The sequence below is a fragment of the Pseudomonadales bacterium genome (assembly GCA_024234615.1).
Lineage (GTDB): Bacteria > Pseudomonadota > Gammaproteobacteria > Pseudomonadales > IMCC2047 > JAJFKB01.
The window spans coordinates 83,271-102,862 of record JACKNY010000001.1 but is presented as its reverse complement, the minus strand read 5'-3'; the positions used below and the strand labels follow the sequence as shown (position 1 = coordinate 102,862).

At 47.1% G+C, this 19,592-nt stretch carries 15 protein-coding genes; 9 read left to right on the top strand and 6 right to left on the bottom strand.

Annotated features, from left to right (window positions below; genetic code table 11):
* The first annotated feature begins 19 nt into the window (after positions 1–19).
* From H6995_00475 to H6995_00450, 6 genes are read left to right on the top strand one after another with little or no spacing between them, the layout of a single operon-like run.
* Positions 20–1,042, top strand: a complete 1,023-nt coding sequence (locus tag H6995_00475) for a metalloregulator ArsR/SmtB family transcription factor (protein MCP5213470.1) — start codon at positions 20–22, stop codon at positions 1,040–1,042.
* 16 nt (positions 1,043–1,058) lie between these two features.
* Positions 1,059–2,213 (top strand): methionine adenosyltransferase, encoded by a 1,155-nt coding sequence (locus H6995_00470; GenBank protein MCP5213469.1) that lies wholly within the window; start codon positions 1,059–1,061, stop codon positions 2,211–2,213.
* Between the two features lie 57 nt (positions 2,214–2,270).
* The gene (locus H6995_00465) at positions 2,271–3,665 is read left to right on the top strand and encodes an adenosylhomocysteinase (protein MCP5213468.1); all 1,395 of its coding nucleotides are present in this window, start codon (positions 2,271–2,273) and stop codon (positions 3,663–3,665) included.
* A 24-nt stretch (positions 3,666–3,689) separates the two neighbouring features.
* A complete protein-coding gene (gene metF / locus H6995_00460; GenBank protein ID MCP5213467.1) occupies positions 3,690–4,529 on the top strand; it encodes a methylenetetrahydrofolate reductase [NAD(P)H] in 840 nt (279 codons plus the stop codon).
* 31 nt (positions 4,530–4,560) lie between these two features.
* A complete protein-coding gene (locus tag H6995_00455) occupies positions 4,561–5,289 on the top strand; it encodes a 16S rRNA (uracil(1498)-N(3))-methyltransferase (GenBank protein ID MCP5213466.1) in 729 nt (242 codons plus the stop codon).
* A gap of 26 nt (positions 5,290–5,315) precedes the next feature.
* Entirely contained in the window at positions 5,316–5,699 is a 384-nt protein-coding gene (locus H6995_00450) for a GFA family protein (protein MCP5213465.1), read from the top strand.
* Between the two features lie 48 nt (positions 5,700–5,747).
* Here the strand turns inward: H6995_00450 and H6995_00445 are convergent, their stop codons facing one another.
* The 6 genes from H6995_00445 to pilG form a co-directional block, all read right to left on the bottom strand.
* The gene (locus tag H6995_00445; protein ID MCP5213464.1) at positions 5,748–6,203 is read right to left on the bottom strand and encodes a chemotaxis protein CheW; all 456 of its coding nucleotides are present in this window, start codon (positions 6,201–6,203) and stop codon (positions 5,748–5,750) included.
* Between the two features lie 39 nt (positions 6,204–6,242).
* Positions 6,243–12,626: an Hpt domain-containing protein gene (locus H6995_00440; GenBank protein MCP5213463.1), complete on the bottom strand. Its 6,384-nt coding sequence runs from the start codon at positions 12,624–12,626 to the stop codon at positions 6,243–6,245.
* Between the two features lie 132 nt (positions 12,627–12,758).
* Entirely contained in the window at positions 12,759–15,053 is a 2,295-nt protein-coding gene (locus tag H6995_00435; GenBank protein MCP5213462.1) for a type IV pili methyl-accepting chemotaxis transducer N-terminal domain-containing protein, read from the bottom strand.
* 75 nt (positions 15,054–15,128) lie between these two features.
* A complete protein-coding gene (locus H6995_00430; protein MCP5213461.1) occupies positions 15,129–15,671 on the bottom strand; it encodes a purine-binding chemotaxis protein CheW in 543 nt (180 codons plus the stop codon).
* Between the two features lie 47 nt (positions 15,672–15,718).
* Positions 15,719–16,084 carry a twitching motility response regulator PilH gene (gene pilH / locus H6995_00425; protein ID MCP5213460.1) on the bottom strand — a complete coding sequence of 122 codons (366 nt, stop codon included), beginning with the start codon at positions 16,082–16,084 and terminating at the stop codon, positions 15,719–15,721.
* 42 nt (positions 16,085–16,126) lie between these two features.
* Positions 16,127–16,531 carry a twitching motility response regulator PilG gene (gene pilG / locus H6995_00420; protein ID MCP5213459.1) on the bottom strand — a complete coding sequence of 135 codons (405 nt, stop codon included), beginning with the start codon at positions 16,529–16,531 and terminating at the stop codon, positions 16,127–16,129.
* 288 nt (positions 16,532–16,819) lie between these two features.
* Between pilG and gshB the strand changes: the two genes are divergently transcribed.
* From gshB to H6995_00405, 3 genes are all read left to right on the top strand, one after another.
* On the top strand, positions 16,820–17,773 hold the full coding sequence (gshB, locus tag H6995_00415) for a glutathione synthase (protein MCP5213458.1): 954 nt from the start codon (positions 16,820–16,822) through the stop codon (positions 17,771–17,773).
* 58 nt (positions 17,774–17,831) lie between these two features.
* A complete protein-coding gene (locus H6995_00410; GenBank protein ID MCP5213457.1) occupies positions 17,832–18,743 on the top strand; it encodes an energy transducer TonB in 912 nt (303 codons plus the stop codon).
* A gap of 258 nt (positions 18,744–19,001) precedes the next feature.
* A complete protein-coding gene (locus H6995_00405; GenBank protein MCP5213456.1) occupies positions 19,002–19,571 on the top strand; it encodes a YqgE/AlgH family protein in 570 nt (189 codons plus the stop codon).
* Positions 19,572–19,592 lie beyond the last annotated feature (21 nt).

Below are 19,592 nucleotides of genomic sequence, written 5' to 3'. Positions count from 1 at the left end.
ATGCTATAAAGGCACAGTTATGAATACTACCCTGGGCGACAGCTCGACAGAAACCGTACCCGCCAGCATGAGCGAGGCTTTCCTCGCGCGTGCCTGCAAGGCTGCAGCGGATGCGCTGCGGATAAAGATTCTGCGTGTGCTGCGCGCCGAATCTTTTGGCGTACTTGAGCTTTGCCATATACTCGATCTGGCCCAACCCAAGTTGAGCCATCACCTAAAAGTCTTAGCCAACGCCGGACTAGTCGCCACCCGGCGAGAGGGCAATTCAATCTTCTATCGGAGACCTTTGCTGGCGATAGAAAGTCCACTAACAGCGTTTAATCAGGCACTTTTCGCCAGTATTGACCAACTACCCTTGGATACGAAGATGGTTGAGCGCCTACACAAAATTCGCGAGGAACGCGCCCATTCTTCAGTTGAATTTTTTACTAAGAATGCAGCAAAGTTCAAAGAACATCAGGCATTAATTACCGAAAATTCTCAATATGTCGCCAACATTCGCGATCTAGTCAAATTAGCACAGTTACCAAGCAGTGCTACCGCTATTGAAATCGGTCCCGGCGAAGGCGACTATTTAATCGAACTGGCAATTCAGTTCGACCAAGTAATCGCTCTGGATAATTCCACCAGCATGTTGGCCATTGCGCAACAGAAAACCAATAAAGCTCACCTGAATAACATCGAGTTTATTCATGGCGAGCCGTTAGATGCCGTCAAACGCAATATTAAGGTGGATTTATTGGTTAGCAATATGGTGTTACATCATATTGCTTCACCAGCGGAATTTTTCCAACAGGGTAGCCAACTGTTAAAAGCTGGTGGCTATATACTGATTGCAGAGCTCTGCCCACATGACCAATCCTGGGTTAAAGACAGCTGCGGCGATATTTGGCTTGGCTTTGAACCTGAAGAACTTCAACACTGGGCTGAGGCAGCCGACCTCATCTCGAGGCAAAATCTATTTTTAGGGCTGCGCAATGGCTTCCAAGTGCAGCTCCACCTGTTCCAAAAAAGCTTAAATTCCAACCCTATCCATCATTAATCAACGAGTAATACCTATGAGCGATTATTCTATATTTACCTCGGAATCTGTTTCCGAAGGGCATCCCGACAAAATGGCGGACCAAATCTCCGACGCGGTTCTGGATTCTATTATTGCAGAAGACAAAGATGCCCGCGTTGCGGTTGAGACCATGGTCAAAACCGGCATGGCCATTATCGCAGGCGAAGTCCGCACTAATACCTATATCGACCTAGAAGACTTGGTACGAGAGGTCATTTTAGATATTGGCTATAACAGTTCCGATGTGGGTTTTGATGGTGCCTCCTGCGCCGTACTGAATGCCATCGGCAAGCAATCCAGCGATATCGCCATGGGTGTTGATGAGGGCGACAGCAAAGAACAGGGCGCTGGCGACCAGGGTTTAATGTTTGGTTATGCTACCAATGAAACAGCCGTATTGATGCCCGCACCTATCTACTATTCCCATCGCCTAGTGGAGCGCCAAGCTTATTTAAGAAAACGTAATGTGCTTACTTGGTTACGTCCCGATGCTAAAAGCCAGGTCACGCTGCGTTATGAAAATGGTAAGCCTGTGGCGGTGGATGCGGTAGTACTCTCAACCCAACATGATCCAGACGTTAGCCAGAAGGATATTCGTGAAGCGGTAATGGAGGAAATTATCCAGCACGTGCTTCCCGCAGAATGGCTGCATGCTGATACCAAGTACCATATCAACCCAACTGGCCAGTTTATTATTGGCGGGCCCGTTGGTGATTGCGGCTTGACCGGACGAAAAATCATTGTCGATACCTACGGTGGCATGGCACGCCATGGCGGCGGCGCATTCTCCGGCAAAGACCCCTCCAAGGTGGATCGCTCAGCCGCCTACGCCGGGCGTTATGTCGCCAAAAATATTGTTGCAGCAGGTTTGGCTGATCGTTGCGAAATCCAGGTCTCCTACGCCATTGGCGTCGCTGAGCCTACTTCCATCAGCATCAATACCTTCGGTACTGGTAAATTACCCGACGAGCAGATCGTCAATCTAATTTCCGAGCATTTCGATTTACGCCCAGCCGGACTCATTCAGATGCTCGACCTGAAACGCCCCATATACCGCGCAACTGCAGCTTATGGGCACTTTGGCCGCGAGGAAGAAAACTTTACCTGGGAAAAAACTGATAAAGCAGAAGCGCTAAAAGCAGCACTTTAATTAAATTGGCAGACCAACTGGCCAACCAAATAGGAATTTAAACTAGGAATTTAAACTATGTCCAGCACAGCAACCGCGCCCAACCAAACAGCCGACTATAAAGTCGCCGATATTAACTTAGCCAATTGGGGCCGCAAAGAAATTCAAATCGCCGAGAGTGAGATGCCCGCACTGATGGCGCTGCGCGAAAAATATCGTACAGAACAGCCACTCAAAGATGCCAAGATTATTGGCTGTATTCACATGACAATTCAAACGGCTGTACTCATCGAAACCTTGATCGACCTGGGCGCAGAGGTACGTTGGTCTTCCTGTAACATTTTCTCGACACAGGATCATGCTGCCGCCGCCATCGCTGCGCAAGGCATTCCAGTGTTTGCCTGGAAAGGCGAAACCGAGCCTGAATATGAATGGTGTATCGAACAAACCATTCTCAAGGATGGCCAACCTTGGGACGCCAACATGTTGCTAGATGACGGTGGTGATTTAACCGCTATCGTCCATGAGAAATATCCAGCAATGTTAGCCAAAATTCATGGTATCACCGAAGAAACCACCACCGGAGTGCACCGGCTCATCGAAATGTTAGAAAAAGGCACTCTTAAGGTGCCCGCCATCAACGTTAATGATTCGGTGACCAAATCTAAGAACGATAATAAATACGGCTGCCGTCACAGCTTAAATGATGCCATCAAACGTGCAACAGATCATTTACTGTCCGGCAAGAAAGCGCTGGTGGTTGGTTATGGCGATGTCGGCAAAGGTTCTGCACAATCGCTGCGCCAGGAAGGTATGATCGTTCGGGTGACTGAAATCGACCCCATTTGTGCGATGCAGGCCTGTATGGATGGCTTTGAGTTAGTGTCGCCCTATATCAATGGCGATAACGACGGCACACTGGACTGCATCAACAAAGACCTGCTGGGCGGTACCGACCTGATCGTCACCACCACTGGTAACGTCAACGTCTGCGATAAAAACATGTTACAAAATCTGAAGAATGGTGCCGTAGTCTGCAATATCGGCCACTTTGACCATGAAATCGACACCGCCTATATGCGCCAGAACTGGGAGTGGGAAGAGGTCAAACCCCAGGTTCATTTGATTCACCGTAACAAAGAGGCGGGTGATCATTTGATTCTGCTATCGGAAGGGCGCTTGGTCAATCTGGGCAATGCCACCGGACATCCTTCGCGCATTATGGACGGCTCCTTTGCCAACCAGGTGTTGGCGCAAATCCATTTATATCAGCAGGCTTACGCCAGCCAGGATAGCGCCACGCAAGCACAACAGTTACGCGTTGAAGTACTGCCAAAACAGTTGGACGAAGAAGTCGCACGCCATATGGTGGCTGGCTTCGATGGCGTCATTACCAAAATGACTCAAAAACAGTCTGACTATATTAGCGTGCCTATCGATGGCCCCTACAAAACCGACAGCTATCGTTACTAAACTAACGTCAAAGAGAAATGCGTCATGACTCAAAAAATCTATAGCTGCGAGTTTTTCCCGCCCAAAAGTGCCCAGGGCGATGAGAACCTCAAGCTGACCTGGGAAAAACTGAGTAGTAAGCACCCGGCGTTCTTTTCTGTGACCTATGGCGCCGGTGGTTCGACCCGTGACAAAACCTTTGCCACCGTCAAGCGCATCAAGGATGCAGGGCTCGATGTGGCCCCGCACCTTTCCTTTGGCGGCGATAACAAAGAAGCGGTGATCGATTTATTACAGCTTTATCGTGATATGGGGATTAACCGTCTGGTGGCACTCAGAGGCGACCTGCCATCCGGAATGGGTGGCAGCCATTTAGTCTACGCCAGCGAATTGGTAGCCTTTATTCGCAAACATACCGGCGAGCACTTTCATATCGAGGTAGCCGCCTATCCAGAAATCCACCCGCAGGCACAGAGCTACGATAAAGATATTTTTTATCTGAAGAAAAAATTTGATGCCGGGGCCAATAGCGCAATCACTCAGTATTTCTATAATGCCGATGCCTATTTTTACTTTATTGAACGCTGCCAGGCGGCAGGCATTAACAAATCCATTGTGCCTGGCATTATGCCCATCACTAACTTCAGCAATTTGGCACGCTTTTCAGATACCTGCGGTGCAGAAATTCCCCGCTGGATTCGTAAACGCCTGCAATCCTATGCCGATGATTCCGCCAGTATTTTATCTTTTGGCATTGATGTCGTCACAGAGCTGTGCGAAAAGCTATTGGCAGGAGGGGCGCCTGGATTACATTTTTATACGATGAACAAAGCCGAGCAGGTTCTGGCTTTATGGGAAAATCTGCGCTTAGATCAGGCAGATTAACTTCATTCTTTAACTCTGTCAGTTAAACGATATGCGCATCCCTAGAGTTTTCGTTGACCAAACTTTAATCAGCAACGCCCAGATACTGCTTGGCCCTGAAGCGAGTCACTATCTTACACGGGTACTAAGGCTTTCTATCGACGCCAAGATTAGAGTTTTTAACGGCCAAGGTGGAGAGTATGAGGCTAAAATCCTACATTCTGACCGTCAAGGGGTAAATATTAAGCTGCTCACTTTTAGCCCGCCGAATAACAGCTCCCCGCTTGCCATACATCTTGGTATTGCGATATCACGCGGGGAAAGGATGGATTTCGTCGTACAAAAAGCCACTGAGCTTGGAGTTGCCGCTATAACACCCTTATTCAGTGAGCGTTGCGAGGTTAAACTTAAGAACGACAGGTTGGAGAAAAAACTGACACACTGGCAGAAGGTTTCTGCTAGCGCCTGCGAGCAGACTGGATTAAACCTGTTGCCAAAAATTTATCCGCCCAGTTCTTTTTACGATTGGATTAATCTCGCGGATGCAGATTTGAAACTAATTTTACAGCCAGCAAGTGAAAATCCACTTGAAACGACCGTACGACCAGCTTCGATTATTTTGCTCATTGGCCCAGAAGGTGGGTTTAGTAACGCTGAAATAGCACAAGCAATAAACGCACAGTTCTGCCCGTTACAATTGGGACCCCGCGTGCTGCGCACTGAAACCGCCCCCCTTGCTGCGCTGAGCATACTTCAGTACCAGTGGGGAGATCTCGCTTAGCCCACTCGTCTATGTAAGGAACTCTTATGCTGTATACCGGAGGCTGCCACTGTGGCGCCATTAAGTTTGAAGTAAATGCGCCAGCACAAGTGGAGGTCGAAGACTGTAATTGTTCAATCTGTAGTAAATCGGGATTTCTACACCTAATTGTACCCAAATCTGAGTTTCGCTTATTACAGGGTGCAGAGCAGTTGCAAACTTATCAGTTTAATACCGGTATAGCGAAACACTATTTCTGCGCAATTTGCGGCATCAAACCCTTCTATATTCCACGCTCCAACCCCGATGGCGTCGATGTTAACCTTCGCTGTTTGGATCATCAACCAGAGCACGTTACCTTGATTGCCTTTGATGGCCAGAACTGGGAACAGAATGCTGCCCAGCTAGCGCATAAAAGCAAAGAAAAATAGGCACTCACTTCTTCGCTAGCGGGCATAGCATTTAAGACGAATGGGGTATTAGTGTACGGCGCTGGAAGAGATGAGCTGCTCTTCAAGATATTCCAGGTTAGGGATTCGGACCGCATTCTCTTTTACCGAAACAGCCATCAACTCAGAGTCACTGAGCGTCTCATTAATAACCGTAAGATCATGCTCATATACCTTCACTGACTTCGGCTTGTTCTGTAACAACAACCCCCAGAAAGGTAGTTGTTCGTGCGTACCAGAACCTTTAACAACCGCTATGCAGGCATGCTCCGAATGTTTCCTGAGACTGCCGCCAGACAGGGTTTCAAACGAAATTACAGGAATACGCAAATTACGCCAATGCTTACGTCCTAATAACCAACGCTGTTTACTCGATTCCACGATCAATCCTGCCATGGGCGTTATTTCCGCCACCAAGGTATCGGGCAACAACAGGCTGCGATCCTGTAGTGGAAATATCAAACCGGGTACCGAGCTGTCTGTCATGCTTATATCCTTTTTTGTTTTCAGCATTTAACTGTCAATTTAATCAGCCTGAGCCACTTCACGCCGCTCAAAATCTGTTAATTCGGCGATGGCGTCGAGCAACTCCGATTCTTGAAAGGGTTTACCCATAAAACGGTTAACCCCAATTTCTAAGGCCCGCTCACGGTGTTTATCGCCGGTACGCGAGGTAATCATGACGATAGGTACATCCTGCAAACGCTCATCATGACGCATCAGCGAGGCCAATTCAAAACCGTCCATACGCGGCATTTCAATATCCAAAAGCATAATATCCGGCAATATATCCTGCAACTTCGTCATTGCTTCTAACCCATCTTTGGCAATCACCACATCCATGCCATGGCGCTCTAGCAGTCGGGATGCCACTTTTCGCACCGTTACGGAGTCATCAACCACCATGACCTGCAGATTCTCGGATACTGGCGTCAAGGCAGCACCGACAACCGGCATATCTCTGACTTCAGCGGCCATTGATCGTATCATGGCTGCCATATCCAGAATCAATACAACTCGCCCATCACCCAAAATTGTTGCCCCTGACATACCGGGAATAACACCTAACTGCGGCCCAAGCGGTTTCACCACAATTTCTCGGCTGCCGCTGACACTGTCGACCTGAACTGCCGCGGTATGTTCGGCTGTACGAATCAGTACCACCGGCAAGGGCATTGCCTGGTTTTGTAATTGATAACTGTTACCATGTCCTAGATATTCACCTAGATATTTCAGGTCGTAGCGCTGACCGGCGTATTCAAAATCGGGGCCATCCGGACGATAATATTCTTCCAATTCATAGGGCGAAACTCGCACGACGCCTTCAATAGTACTTAATGGCAGTGCGTATACTTCCTCCCCAATTGTCACCATCAAAGCACGATTAATAGAAACCGCAAACGGCACACGCACAAGGAAGCAGGTTCCCTTGTTTTTGGTAGAGTTGATTTCGATTGATCCGCCCATGAGCTTAATTTCATTGCTCACGACATCCATACCAACACCGCGACCAGATATTTGTGTCACTTGTTTTGCTGTACTGAAACCTGCCTGCATAATGAACTGCAGAATCTGATGATCGCTCAGATTGGAGTCCGCCGTCATTAAACCTCGCTCAATCGCTTTGGCTTTTACTGAGTCAACATCAATGCCAGCGCCATCATCTCGCAAGGTTAGCAGTATATCGCCACCATCTCGCGATAACTCCAGGCTGACGCGGCCAATTTCGGGCTTCCCTGCGGCAACCCGCTGACTGGGTAACTCGACACCATGGTCGACCGCATTTCTGAGCATATGTTCTAACGGAGCAGTCATATGTTCAAGCAGCGAACGGTCCATTTCAGTATCAATATTCTTAATCTGTAATTCAACTTTCTTGTTCAGTTCACTACTAACCTGACGTACAACTCGTTGTAACCGTGGCGCCATTCTGGCAAAAGGCACCATGTGCGTTTTCATCAAGCCTTCTTGCAGCTCGGTATTAATGCGCGACTGCTGCAACAGCAGCGTTTCTGTGTAGCGCGAACGATCATGCAAAGTATCCTTCAAATCAAACAAGTCAGACACGGACTCAACTAAGGAACGTGATAACTCCTGGATACGGCTATAGCGATCCATTTCCAGAGGGTCAAAGCCTTCATGCTCGGGACCTTCGCGCTCCTGGCCAAATAAAATTTGCGCTTCCGTTTCAATTTCCATCCGACGCAACTGCTCACGTAACCGCTCAATCGTTGATGCCATTTCCTCAATAGCGTAGCCAAAATTACTGACCTGCTGCTCTACCCGCGACCGAGATACGCTGGTTTCACCCGCCAAATCAACTAAGTGCTCGAGTAAAGCAGATGGTACACGTACCGTTTCATTCTTCGGTTTTTGCACAGCCGCCGACGCTTTATGATCGCTGGCGCTACTTTCTGGATAGGCGGACTCAGTTTTATCCGGGTATTGAGCCTCAATCTCTGCAACTTGAACCTCACCTGCGGCGGCAGACTTAGCCTCCTGATAACTGGACTCAATACGCTCTAACCACTCTGCTAAATCTGTTATGGTGGCTGGAATGGCCAAATCTTGAGGCTCTAAATTACCAACTAACTCGGCAAATAACTGGCATAAATCACCAATTTCATTCACCTCAGACGTATAAGCTGACTCCTGAATCTGTGTTAACAATTCAAAGGTTTTGCTGTGATCCGCATCTGACATTGCACCACGTGTTACTGCTGTCTGGATAGTCTCAGTAAGCAGGGCCAGCCAGTTGTCTGCAGCCATAAAGAACGCGTTTAATTGTTCACCATCCGCTTCAACGGTAGCACCTAAGGATGTATCAAATACAACTTTGCGCGGCTCTGAGCTTTTCGCAGCAGTGGGATCAAGTTGCTGGCGGTGAAATTCTTTAACCTTTTCAATCAATCCTGTTGCATCTCGACAAATAGCTCCTGATCGCAATTCCGAAACCATATCGGCCAAACGATCATCACACTCATGGGCAAGGTCAAACAGTTCAGCGGAGGCATTAATACGCCCAGCAATGACATCCTCATAAACCGACTCAAGCTCATGGCTGAGGTTACCTATGGCCGATACCCCTGCCATACGTGAGCTACCCTTCAGGGTGTGTAAGCCTCTTTGTAACTCATCAACAGCGGTTAAATCTTCAGTATTTTCAATCCAGCGCTGTTTCGCCTCGGCGGTAACCTCCATAATTTCATCTGCTTCGCTGAGGAAAATTTCAATCAATTCCTGATCAATCTCTTCATCCTGAGCAACCGCCACAGTCAGATTCTCAGGCTCCAGCTCGGTTACTTCTGATGCGTCTGAGATAGTATGGTGAGGCTCTATTTCCACCGGTTGAGGAGGTGTATCCTCTGGAGGTTTCTCGGCAAACGCTGCGTCTATTTCAGCTGGCGCTTCATTTGGCTTCATTTCCTGTAATTCGGTGAGCGCATTATCCAACTCTATGGCCCAACTTTCTGATACCACTAACTGCTGGCTGGCAGCAAGCTGATCAACCAAACCTACCAGCCCCTCATGGGCAGAGTTGAGCGCCGATATCATTTGCGGCGCCAGCTGTAATTTTAAACCGTCTATCGTGCGGTAGACATATTCCAGGGTCGCTAGCAACGTTTCAATCTCTGGCTGCTCGCAAACTTGTGCCGCTTCATTCAGACTGGAAACCTGCGCAACCAGTGTTTCGAACAATGTAGACCCTAGCGTCGGCTGCTCACGCCACTGCTCAAACTGCTCAGTAACCTCGCAGATCGGATCAATGTTATCGCGCAAGAATCTCAAGGCAGGTGATAACTCTTCCTCATTACCGGCACCCGATTTTTCTGCCAGATGGATACGTTCGAGCTGAAGATCGGCAATACGCCTAATCAAATCTTCCGCACCTACAATCTCAATTTCCTGTTGCGATGCTAACTGCTCAACAGCTCCCTTCATAAGGTTTTTGGCTTCATCCAGCAAAGTTACTGTTGCTTGGTCTGCCATCAAATGGTAAGCACCCAGTTCTTTCGCCAGCGTTTCACTCGCGGCGGCGATTTCAGCAATGGCATCCAAAGATGCCATGCGCGCACTGCCCTTGAGGGTATGTAACGCTCGGTATAATTCTTCAGTGAAGGTAATCGCTTGCCCTTCGGATTGGCGGTAGGATTCGATAAAGGCTTCAAGCACTGAAAGATGAGTCTTCGCCTCCTGACTAAAGATTTCATTGAGCGAAACCTCCGGTTCTTCTGCCTCGCTGTCATCCTCCATATTTTGAGGTTGCGCTTCCAGTTGCTCTATTTCGGTTGCGTTATCATTGACGTCGATTAACTGAACACCAAACTCAACACTATCCTCAAGGCTTGCTTCCACAGGATATTCGGCAATATCTTCAGAAGCTTCTTTCTCAACCTCAGATGGCGGGGCCACACTCAGCTCATCAGCTAGAACATCTGTAATTTCTTCCCGCTCAACTTCTGGTGTCGGCTCAATAACGGCTTCAACCACCTCTTCGCCAGCCACTAATCTGTCAGCTCTACTCATCAAGCCAGCAACATCGGTTTCCGGGTTTGTTCGCTCAATAAAATGCTGTAACAGGGCGGGCAACTCGGCACGCACGTCATCAACAAGCGTTAGAATGGGCTGATTAATAACCAGCGACTCTTCAATCAGATGATTAAGCAAGTTTTCAACAGACCACGCTAGCTCAGAAATCACCGACGCTTTAACCATACGTCCACTTCCTTTCAGTGTATGGAAAGCTCGACGTACCTCTGATAGTGAACCACTCTGGCTATGGTTGTCCGCATATAACGGCCAATGCTCATTAATGACGCCAATAACTTCTTCCGCTTCTTCTGCGAAAATCTCTAGTATTTCTTCATCAACCAGTTCTTCCTCATTCGCAAAGCCCGATTCAATCGCAACCTCTGGGGCGATGATATCTTCCTCAGGCTCTGTGGATTGCGTAGTAAGAACTGGTTCTGCTATCAGCTCATCATTAACCGGCAATTCGAACTTAATTTCTTCTTCATCACTGTCAAGATCAATGGCCTGTTCTTCATCAGACGAAGGCACCAGTTCACCCAACCCTTCGAGATCATCAAGCGTCGAATCAAGTTCAAATGTTATCTCATCCGAACTCTGGGCAACGGAGTCCTCCGGTGCGGCAGTTTCCAAAACTTCATCTTTGCTATTCGATTCAACAAAAGACTCCGATTGATCCCACTCATCTTCGCTGGTAATACCTTCACTTTGCTCAACGGGGTACCCCAACGATGCAATACGTGATTTTGCCACTTCCAAAATTTTCGCGTTAGAAGGTTTGTCTTCTGCCAACCCCTCCAAATAGTATTCCACTGTCGAGACCACTTCCGCCAAGGTATCCATCACATCGGCTTGCGGCTCTTTCATTAACGCTAATATATCGTCCTCAATATACTGAGCGACTGAGAAAACCAGTTGTGCAGCGGCTGACTGAGCAATCATAGAAAGGCCGCCATAGGCACTACGTAAAATGACCGGAACATTCTCTAATTTTTCAAAATCAGCATTACTGAGGACAAATTCCTGAATGTCATCTTTAGCCTGTTTCATATTAGACAGGCTTTCCAGAATCACTCTTTCTACCGCTTTATCTGCATAGGCGCTAATGCTGTCAACTTGTGAAGAGTTAGTCCTTTCAACGATACCATTCAGCTGAGATTCCACATACAAAAGGGCTTCAGCGATCCTAAGCAATTTTTCACTGGGTATTTCAGCCCCGCCATTAGAATGTTCAGCCAATACGTCCAACTGCTCTTGCACCACAACTTTTGGCTCTTCAAGATTCAGCATAACCAGTGTGCTGGCAATTTGCCGTAAACTTGGTTTTAATCCACCCAGATCAATATTTGTTTTAACTTCATTTCTCACATACAGATCAATGGTATCTTTGATGCGCTGCAACTCTTCCATCAGCGCTAACACTGCTGAATTCAGCGTATCCTTGTCGGGCCCAACAAATAATCTGGCATGGGGGTCCCTATCATCGCTCAGCTGGTAGCGGTCCAGATCATAAGTCTGTTTAATGATTTGAATCTGAGCGCTATCCAAAGTAGTTTTCGCGACATGGTAGAGCATACCCTTTAACAGATTTTCTTTTGGCTGTTGGTCTAATCCATTTTCACCCGCTTCAGCGAGTCGCTTTATTTCTTTATCAGTCGAACGCAGCAGCTCTATCACTTCAGTATTCAGCTCAATGGCACCGCCAATCATAGCTTCAATCATGGCACAGGAAATTTCCCACAACTGATTAATTCGCGAGCCGTTGCATTCTTGCTGTAACCGAGCCAGAACGTTCGACACTCTGACCAAATTGACTTTAACGTCTTCGTTACGAATCAAGCCGATTAATGCAAATTGAAAAATCTGGCGTAATTTGCTGATATTAGCCGCGCTGTGCTCTGCAAAATTCGTCTTTAACTCGGCAGACGCCAGTGGTCGTTGAGCACCCAGTTTGGGATCAAACATTGAGTACTCAAGAATTGGCTGGGTTCCTAAAACCTTATGGATATCATTGATCGCCTTCAACAGGAGTATTGGCGATTCCTCAACATCGGCTTTAACACGCGCCAAGTAAGGAGGCAAATGCACCATTGCCTGCGCGAGAGCGACATAGGCGTCATCACGATTTTTCACGGCGTCATTAAGCATACCGCTTAACAGAGATTCCATTTGCTCGGTCAGTAACACAGCACCAGATAAACCAACCATTTGCAAAGACCCGGCAACCTGATGCACCGCATCAAAGCAGCTTTTAAGCTGGGTTTTATAATCTCCATTACCAGACAGGCAGGCTTCCAAACTTTCCTGCGCCTGGAGCAATGTTTGCTCGATATCTGATTGAACCCATTCGAGATTCATAACATCATGGGACTCACCCATAGTGACTCCGTTCTTTTTAGCCGGGCCTTAGTTGTAAGAATAAGGCACAATTTAGAGATATTGGTGTTTTTTACCAAGATATTCTTGGTCATGCAGCAATAATTACCTTCGCAGCAAATGAAATCCGCGCCTTTAGGCTGCGGAAGCATTGCGACCCTCTTGATCACTTGTTTCCATTGTTTCATCATTTGCCAGCAAACCATCATCAATAGTCACTGCTTCATCTACATCCATTTCAGCTAACTCACCTAACTTAGGGTCGATCTCAAGATCATCATTCTGAGTCGACTCATCCTTGCTTGCCATTTGAGTTTCTGCAACTTCTTTCGTGACGGCAGAACTAGAGTCCTGTACTCGGGACTGGCCCCTTGGCTCATGCTCTTCATGCTGCTCAGTGGCTTCACTGTTAGGCAGTTTAAAGCCTGCAACTGAATCCAGCATTTCCTTAGCCATATCAGCCATATGCCCAATCGATGAGGCTGTCGCCAACGTACCGGATGAGGTTTGAGAAGTAATTTCCTGAATCACGTTCATTGACTTTGATATCTGGTTCGCTGCGGTGGATTGCTGTTTGGCCGCACCGGAAATTTCCTGAATTAATTTTGCCAAATCGTTGGATACTTCTTCGATTTCGCCCAAGGCAACACCGGCATCCTGAGCCAAACGCGCTCCTTGCACCACTTCTGCCGTGGTTTGCTCCATCGAAATAACCGCATCATTAGTATCGGCCTGAATAGTTTTTACCAAGACTTCAATCTGTTTAGTTGCCGCACCGGAACGTTCCGCCAAGCGCTGAACTTCATCCGCAACCACCGCAAATCCACGCCCTGCTTCACCCGCCATCGACGCCTGAATCGCTGCATTCAAAGACAGAATGTTAGTTTGGTCCGCAATGTCATCAATCAGCGAAATGATATCACCAATTTCCTGTGAGCTTTCACCCAACCGTTTGATCTGCTTAGATGTTTTTTGGATTTGCTCACGAATTTTATCCATACCGTTAATGGTGTTTTGCACCGCTGATGCACCTTTATTCGCGATCACAACCGAACGCTCAGCTACTTTAGAAGATTCGTCAGCACTGCCAGACACTGCGTCCATTGAACTGGCAATTTGATTGATAGAACCGGTCGCCGCAGTAATATCACGCGCCTGATTTGCTGAGGTTTCAGACAGATGCTGTGCCGTCGCTCTGGTTTTCTGTGCCGCCGAGGAAACCATTTTTGAGTTTTCGTTAATCGAAACGACCAGGCTACGTAACTGATCAATCGCATAATTGATTGAGTCGGCGATTGCGCCGGTAAAGTCTTCGGTTACCGTGGCGCTAATGGTGAGATCACCATCCGCCAAATCAGCAATTTCATCTAATAGACGTAAAATCGCTGTTTGATTACGCTCATTAGTTTCCGATTGTTCATTCAGTCGTTTACGGGTGTCACGATAGATAATAACCCCTAAAAGGCCAATGATGGCCAAGGCCAATATACCGCAGGCATAACCCATTAACGGCGATACGGTGCGCTCATTCGGTAGCACTTGAAAACGTTCAGCCAATGCCGAGGTTTTATTCAACAATTCTTTTGAGTTAGATGAAATAGTATTTGCCGCTTCGCGCACTTGAAACAATTCCGGTGAGGATTCGATGATACGATCCACACTATCGCGCACGACCTGGAATTGACCGCTGATATTTTCAAAAATCTTTAGTACTTTAGTATTTCTTACACGCTCCACATTTAGCGTTGGATCACCTTTTAACATACCCTCGTAGACACGGCTAAACTCCGTTGCATCCAATTCGAATGCGTCGGCGGCCAGTACTGCATTCTCACCACCTCTAAGAATAATATTTACATTCCGCACAATACGCTCTGCCAGCCATGACTGTCGCTGTGCAATGGCAATCTGGCTCGCTGATGTATTGTTCTCTAAGAGAATGGCAATCGCGTCATCATACTCCGTTTGCAATTGAGGAACGGTTTCACTCAGTGCTTCAGCCACTTGGTGTAGCGCAAGTACGGATTCTTTACTCGCCAGAATTTGTTTGGCATCAACCTGTACCTGCTCCCATACCGCTTGCACAGAACCCATATCGCTTTTAACCTGAACGGGACTGCTGGGCATACCCTCGCTAGGATCACCTTGCTTTAAATACCCCCAGCGCCGCTCAAACTCTTCTGTCGCTTTTGCCAGCCCTGCAAAAGCTTCAGCCTTACCGGAAGCCGCTTCATTGGCATTTTTGGCAATCTCTTGGGAAAGCACGCGCAACTCGCCAGCGTGGCGAATATATTGTTTATCAAAACCACCTTCCGTGCTGGTAATAACCAGAATGGTGATAAAACCAGCAATCGCGAAGACCAATAACACCATGAGGCCTAGTATTAACCGGTTGCTTCCAGCCCCAGTGTTCACATTTGATACTTTCATCCTTTTAAACTCCCAAGCGAAATTGGATATTTAACTCTTTCAATTCAATTTAGTTTCACGCCAGCCTAAAATGGACTATACGGCGACCTGTAAAAACTCCGGCGCTTGAACTAATTTGGATAAACTAAATATAGTCCAATGACGCCCATCTTGCTCAAAACCACCTGCCACATAGGGCTTATAGAGTTCGTTAATTGTGACTTTATCAACCTTGGTCGCCGCATTTAAACTCTGTATACCAAGTACTTCTTCAACAATCACGCCCGTGTATAAATCATTATATTTAATCGTTAAAACACGACATTTCTTTGACGATACACTGGACTTACTACCAAAAAATACACCTAGGTCAATTACCGATAACAAACGGCCCCGCACATTTGCAACCCCTGTCACCCAAGGTTTTACCCCAGGGAAGCGGGTGCAACTCGGCATATAAAGCACCTCATCTACCTCCGCCATTGGCGTGATAAACCGAGTACCTGCTAATTGAAAACCAACTCCCCTCCACTGCCCTTCAGTATCATTTTGAACGGGTAGATCAACCGCTCTTTGTCTTCCCTGTTGCGCCATTTTTTGGAATAGCTGAAACGGCGTCGATATATTCAATTGCGTCATGTTCGTCACTTGCTCCGACATGGATTATTTCGTGAAGCTACCGCAGCTTAGGCCACAATTACATTTTTGATGGTCGTCAACAGCAGCGCTTCGTTAATAGGCTTGACCAAGTACCCCTTAGCGCCTTGACGCGCTCCCCAAACCCGGTCAGTTTCTTGATCTTTAGTGGTCACGATAATAACGGGGATATGCGAGGTGTTATTACCTTTTGATAATTGTCGGGTTGCCTGAAAACCATTCAAGCCGGGCATAACGATGTCCATCAAGACAACATCGGGTTGTTCCTTTTGTGCCATAGCGACACCATCAGCGCCATTTTCAGCCGTTAATACCTCATGTCCGTTTTGCCGCAAAATTGACGCAAAGGCATGGGTTTCGGTGGGAGAATCATCAACAATAAGTACTCGAGTCATAGCTTCACCTTAAATTTATTTTATCCGTTTTTATCTGCGGCTTTAGGCCTGCTGTTCCATCCTGGAAGGCTGTGCGTGCTGACTAATGGCACCGAGCAACTCTTCTTTGCTGAATGGTTTAGTAAGATATTGGTCAGAACCAACAATACGTCCTTTTGCTTTATCGAAAAGGCCGTCTTTACTTGATAACATGATCACCGGCGTTGATTTGTAATGTACGTTGTTCTTAATCAGTGCACAGGCTTGATAACCATCCAAGCGCGGCATCATAATATCGACGAAGATGATATCAGGCTTACCATCCACAATCTTCGCCAACGCATCAAAACCATCAATAGCTGTTATCACCTCACAACCAGCTTTCTTTAGCAAGGTTTCAGCGGTACGCCGAATCGTCTTGCTATCATCCACCACCATGACCGTTAAGCCATCGAATTGCTCGTTCATTTATCCGACCTCAATCAGCTACTATTAATACCTTTCCTCTTATAAGATAGCCAATACTTGCGATCTGTCCAGGTAATAGATCGAGTCATGTCGATTCGCTTCGCCAAAAACCCGTTGCCAATCCGACACCGCTGACCGAAGAGTCTGGCCACATAACGTACATTATGGCGTTCAAGACATATCAACCTAATCGCTCAACTCTTTAAGCCACTTAAACGCATTGATTGTTTCAATCATCTCGCATTAGTCGATACAATGGCTCTTTCAGCGTAATTTTAAGGGCAATGGATGACAATAGAACTAGGCGTAGTGATGGACCCGATTGGAGCCATTAACTACAAAAAAGACAGCACTCTCGCCATGTTATTGGCGGCAAAAAAGCGTGGCTGGAAGATTAACTACATGGAGCAAAAGGATTTATTCCTGGCTGATGGCGTCGCCATGGCAAGAATGTGCGAATTAAAAGTATTCGCCGACCCAAAACATTGGTTTGATCTAGGCGAAGCACAGGATAAACCACTGACGGCACTAAACGTAATCATAATGCGCAAGGATCCCCCCTTTGACAATGAGTTTCTCTATACAACCCAGATGCTTGAATACGCCGAAAAAAATGGCGTTTTAGTGGTTAACCGCCCACAAAGTTTGCGCGACTTTAATGAAAAACTCTTTGCCACCCAATTTCCACAGTGCTGTCCTCCACTTTTAGTCAGTCGAGACACTCAGCGCCTTAAAGCCTTCCACGCCCAACAGCGTGATGTCATTTTTAAGCCTTTGGATGGCATGGGAGGAATGAGCATATTCCGTGTACAGCAAAATGACCCCAATATTAATGTGATCTTGGAAACCCTTACTCAGCATGGCCAACGCCAAATTATGGCGCAGAAATTTATCCCGGAAATAGTCAATGGCGATAAGCGCATTCTGGTTATTGATGGTGAGCCGGTACCTTACGCCTTGGCACGAATACCTCTGGCGGGAGAAAACCGCGGCAACCTGGCAGCAGGAGGTACCGGGCAAGCATTAGCACTCAACGAACGAGACCGCTGGATATGTGCGCAAGTCGCGCCTACACTAAAGGCCACCGGCCTACTTTTTGTTGGTTTAGATGTGATCGGCGATTATTTAACGGAAATTAATGTGACAAGCCCTACCTGCATTCGCGAACTGGATAAGGCTTACTCGCTTGATATTGCTGGAAGCCTGATGGATTGCATCAGCGCAAAACTGGCCGGAGTTTAAGCAATAATCTGTGTTTATTCATCCATGTTTAAGAGATATTTAATTTAGCCCTTTCACTATGACGACGGCTACAGCAAATTCAGCTCCCAACGGCTACTTTAGCCCCAATATTCAGAGCGGCGATCGTCTTTGTTTTACTGTTTTTGTCGCGTTGGCCGTTCATGCTTCTATCATCCTGGGAATTGGCTTCGACTTTTATATTAATCGCAATCAAGCACCCGTGATTGAAGTGACACTAGCCCATAACCCAGACACAAAACCACCGAAGAAAGCCGATTACATGGCGCAGGAAAACCAGCTCGGCGGTGGTGAATTGGAGGAAAAAGCGCTACCGAGTATTCTTGAGCCAACTGAGTACATCGAGCATGAAATTAATGAAGTTTCCGAGCAAACACCTCCTACAGCTGTTTCGGCGGAGGTAAAACAACAAATTACTCAGATTTCGACCATAAACGAATCAACACAAAAAGTGGTTGATCTAGAGCAGCAAGAAGCCAAAACCGAGGCGCTGGAAGACCTAACGCAAGAAATATCGCTATTGGAACGCAGTCTTGAGCTTGCCAGCCTAGATGCGAAATTGGATATCAGAGAACAGCTACAAACTAAAAATACACGCATCCGCCGAGTCAGTTCCGTATCCTCTCTAAAAACCGCCGATGCCTACTATGTGAAGCAATGGATAAAAAAAATTCATCGCGTTGGCCGCCTTAATTATCCAGAAGAAGCCCGTCGCAGAAATATCTACGGTGATTTACGCGTAGCAGTAGCACTATTGCCAAATGGACATATTAAGGATATTCGTGTGCTGCGTTCATCCGGCCATAAAGTTCTTGATGACGCGGCAATTCGTATCGTACGTTTGGCTGAGCCCTTTGCCCCCTTCCCCGATGAGCTCAAGCGTGAATACGATGAACTGGAAATAACCAGAACCTGGTTATTCAGCAAAGACGGCCATACCCCGGTACTCTAGGATATCCCCGATCAATTCACCTACACTCAACGCTCCCGTAAGCATTGTGGGGTTTTAAGTCGTTTTCAACACCATATCCTCCGCCGCACCTTCTTCGATAAGCTTCCAGACAGATACAACCATCAACCGAAAACAGGACGAATGTAGGAGCACCATCGCATTAGTATGTTTTTTATAACTTGGCAAACAAGCAGTATCCTGTAATAGGCTGCTAAATAGGTGCTTGATTTTTACGCTAATCACCCTCATATTTGAAACATGAGAAAAAGTGCCCCACACTCACTGAAGAACCAATTCCTTATCGCAATGCCGCATATGGGTGGGTCTGGCTTTGCCAGCACAGTAACCTATATCTGCGAACATGACGAGCTTGGCGCAATGGGGCTCGTCATCAATCGCCCCACAGGAATTGCCTTGTCTGAAATTTTTAACCAGTTGAATATCAACTCCGATGATAGCCTCCACGCCATCGACCCTATCTACGCGGGCGGCCCTGTGCAAACAGATCGGGGGTTCATCCTACACTCAAGCAATAAAAAATGGGACTCCACTTTATTTATCACCGACGAAATCTGCCTGACAACCTCGAAGGATATTTTGGCTTCGATTGCTAAAGATGATGGCCCTGAAGAATGCTTAGTGGCCTTAGGCTATGCCGGTTGGGGCGCGGGACAACTTGAACAGGAAATTATCAATAATTACTGGCTAACGGCGCCTGCCAATTCTGAAATTATTTTTCACACCCCTTACGAGAAACGATTAGATGCCGCCGCGCATATACTCGGCATCAGTTTAGAACAGATTAGCCCTCAAACCGGGCACGCCTAACAGGAACGCCACCGTCATTGA

What these genes read in the sequence shown, in the direction of transcription:
- H6995_00440 (MCP5213463.1), bottom strand. Translation starts at nt 12,626, where the DNA reads ATGGGTGAGTCCCATGATGTTATGAATCTCGAATGGGTTCAATCAGAT.
- H6995_00475 (MCP5213470.1), top strand. Translation starts at nt 20, where the DNA reads ATGAATACTACCCTGGGCGACAGCTCGACAGAAACCGTACCCGCCAGC.
- H6995_00465 (MCP5213468.1), top strand. Translation starts at nt 2,271, where the DNA reads ATGTCCAGCACAGCAACCGCGCCCAACCAAACAGCCGACTATAAAGTC.
- H6995_00405 (MCP5213456.1), top strand. Translation starts at nt 19,002, where the DNA reads ATGAGAAAAAGTGCCCCACACTCACTGAAGAACCAATTCCTTATCGCA.
- metF (MCP5213467.1), top strand. Translation starts at nt 3,690, where the DNA reads ATGACTCAAAAAATCTATAGCTGCGAGTTTTTCCCGCCCAAAAGTGCC.
- H6995_00410 (MCP5213457.1), top strand. Translation starts at nt 17,832, where the DNA reads ATGACGACGGCTACAGCAAATTCAGCTCCCAACGGCTACTTTAGCCCC.
- H6995_00435 (MCP5213462.1), bottom strand. Translation starts at nt 15,053, where the DNA reads ATGAAAGTATCAAATGTGAACACTGGGGCTGGAAGCAACCGGTTAATA.
- pilG (MCP5213459.1), bottom strand. Translation starts at nt 16,531, where the DNA reads ATGAACGAGCAATTCGATGGCTTAACGGTCATGGTGGTGGATGATAGC.
- H6995_00430 (MCP5213461.1), bottom strand. Translation starts at nt 15,671, where the DNA reads ATGACGCAATTGAATATATCGACGCCGTTTCAGCTATTCCAAAAAATG.
- H6995_00470 (MCP5213469.1), top strand. Translation starts at nt 1,059, where the DNA reads ATGAGCGATTATTCTATATTTACCTCGGAATCTGTTTCCGAAGGGCAT.
- pilH (MCP5213460.1), bottom strand. Translation starts at nt 16,084, where the DNA reads ATGACTCGAGTACTTATTGTTGATGATTCTCCCACCGAAACCCATGCC.
- H6995_00445 (MCP5213464.1), bottom strand. Translation starts at nt 6,203, where the DNA reads ATGACAGACAGCTCGGTACCCGGTTTGATATTTCCACTACAGGATCGC.
- gshB (MCP5213458.1), top strand. Translation starts at nt 16,820, where the DNA reads ATGACAATAGAACTAGGCGTAGTGATGGACCCGATTGGAGCCATTAAC.
- H6995_00455 (MCP5213466.1), top strand. Translation starts at nt 4,561, where the DNA reads ATGCGCATCCCTAGAGTTTTCGTTGACCAAACTTTAATCAGCAACGCC.
- H6995_00450 (MCP5213465.1), top strand. Translation starts at nt 5,316, where the DNA reads ATGCTGTATACCGGAGGCTGCCACTGTGGCGCCATTAAGTTTGAAGTA.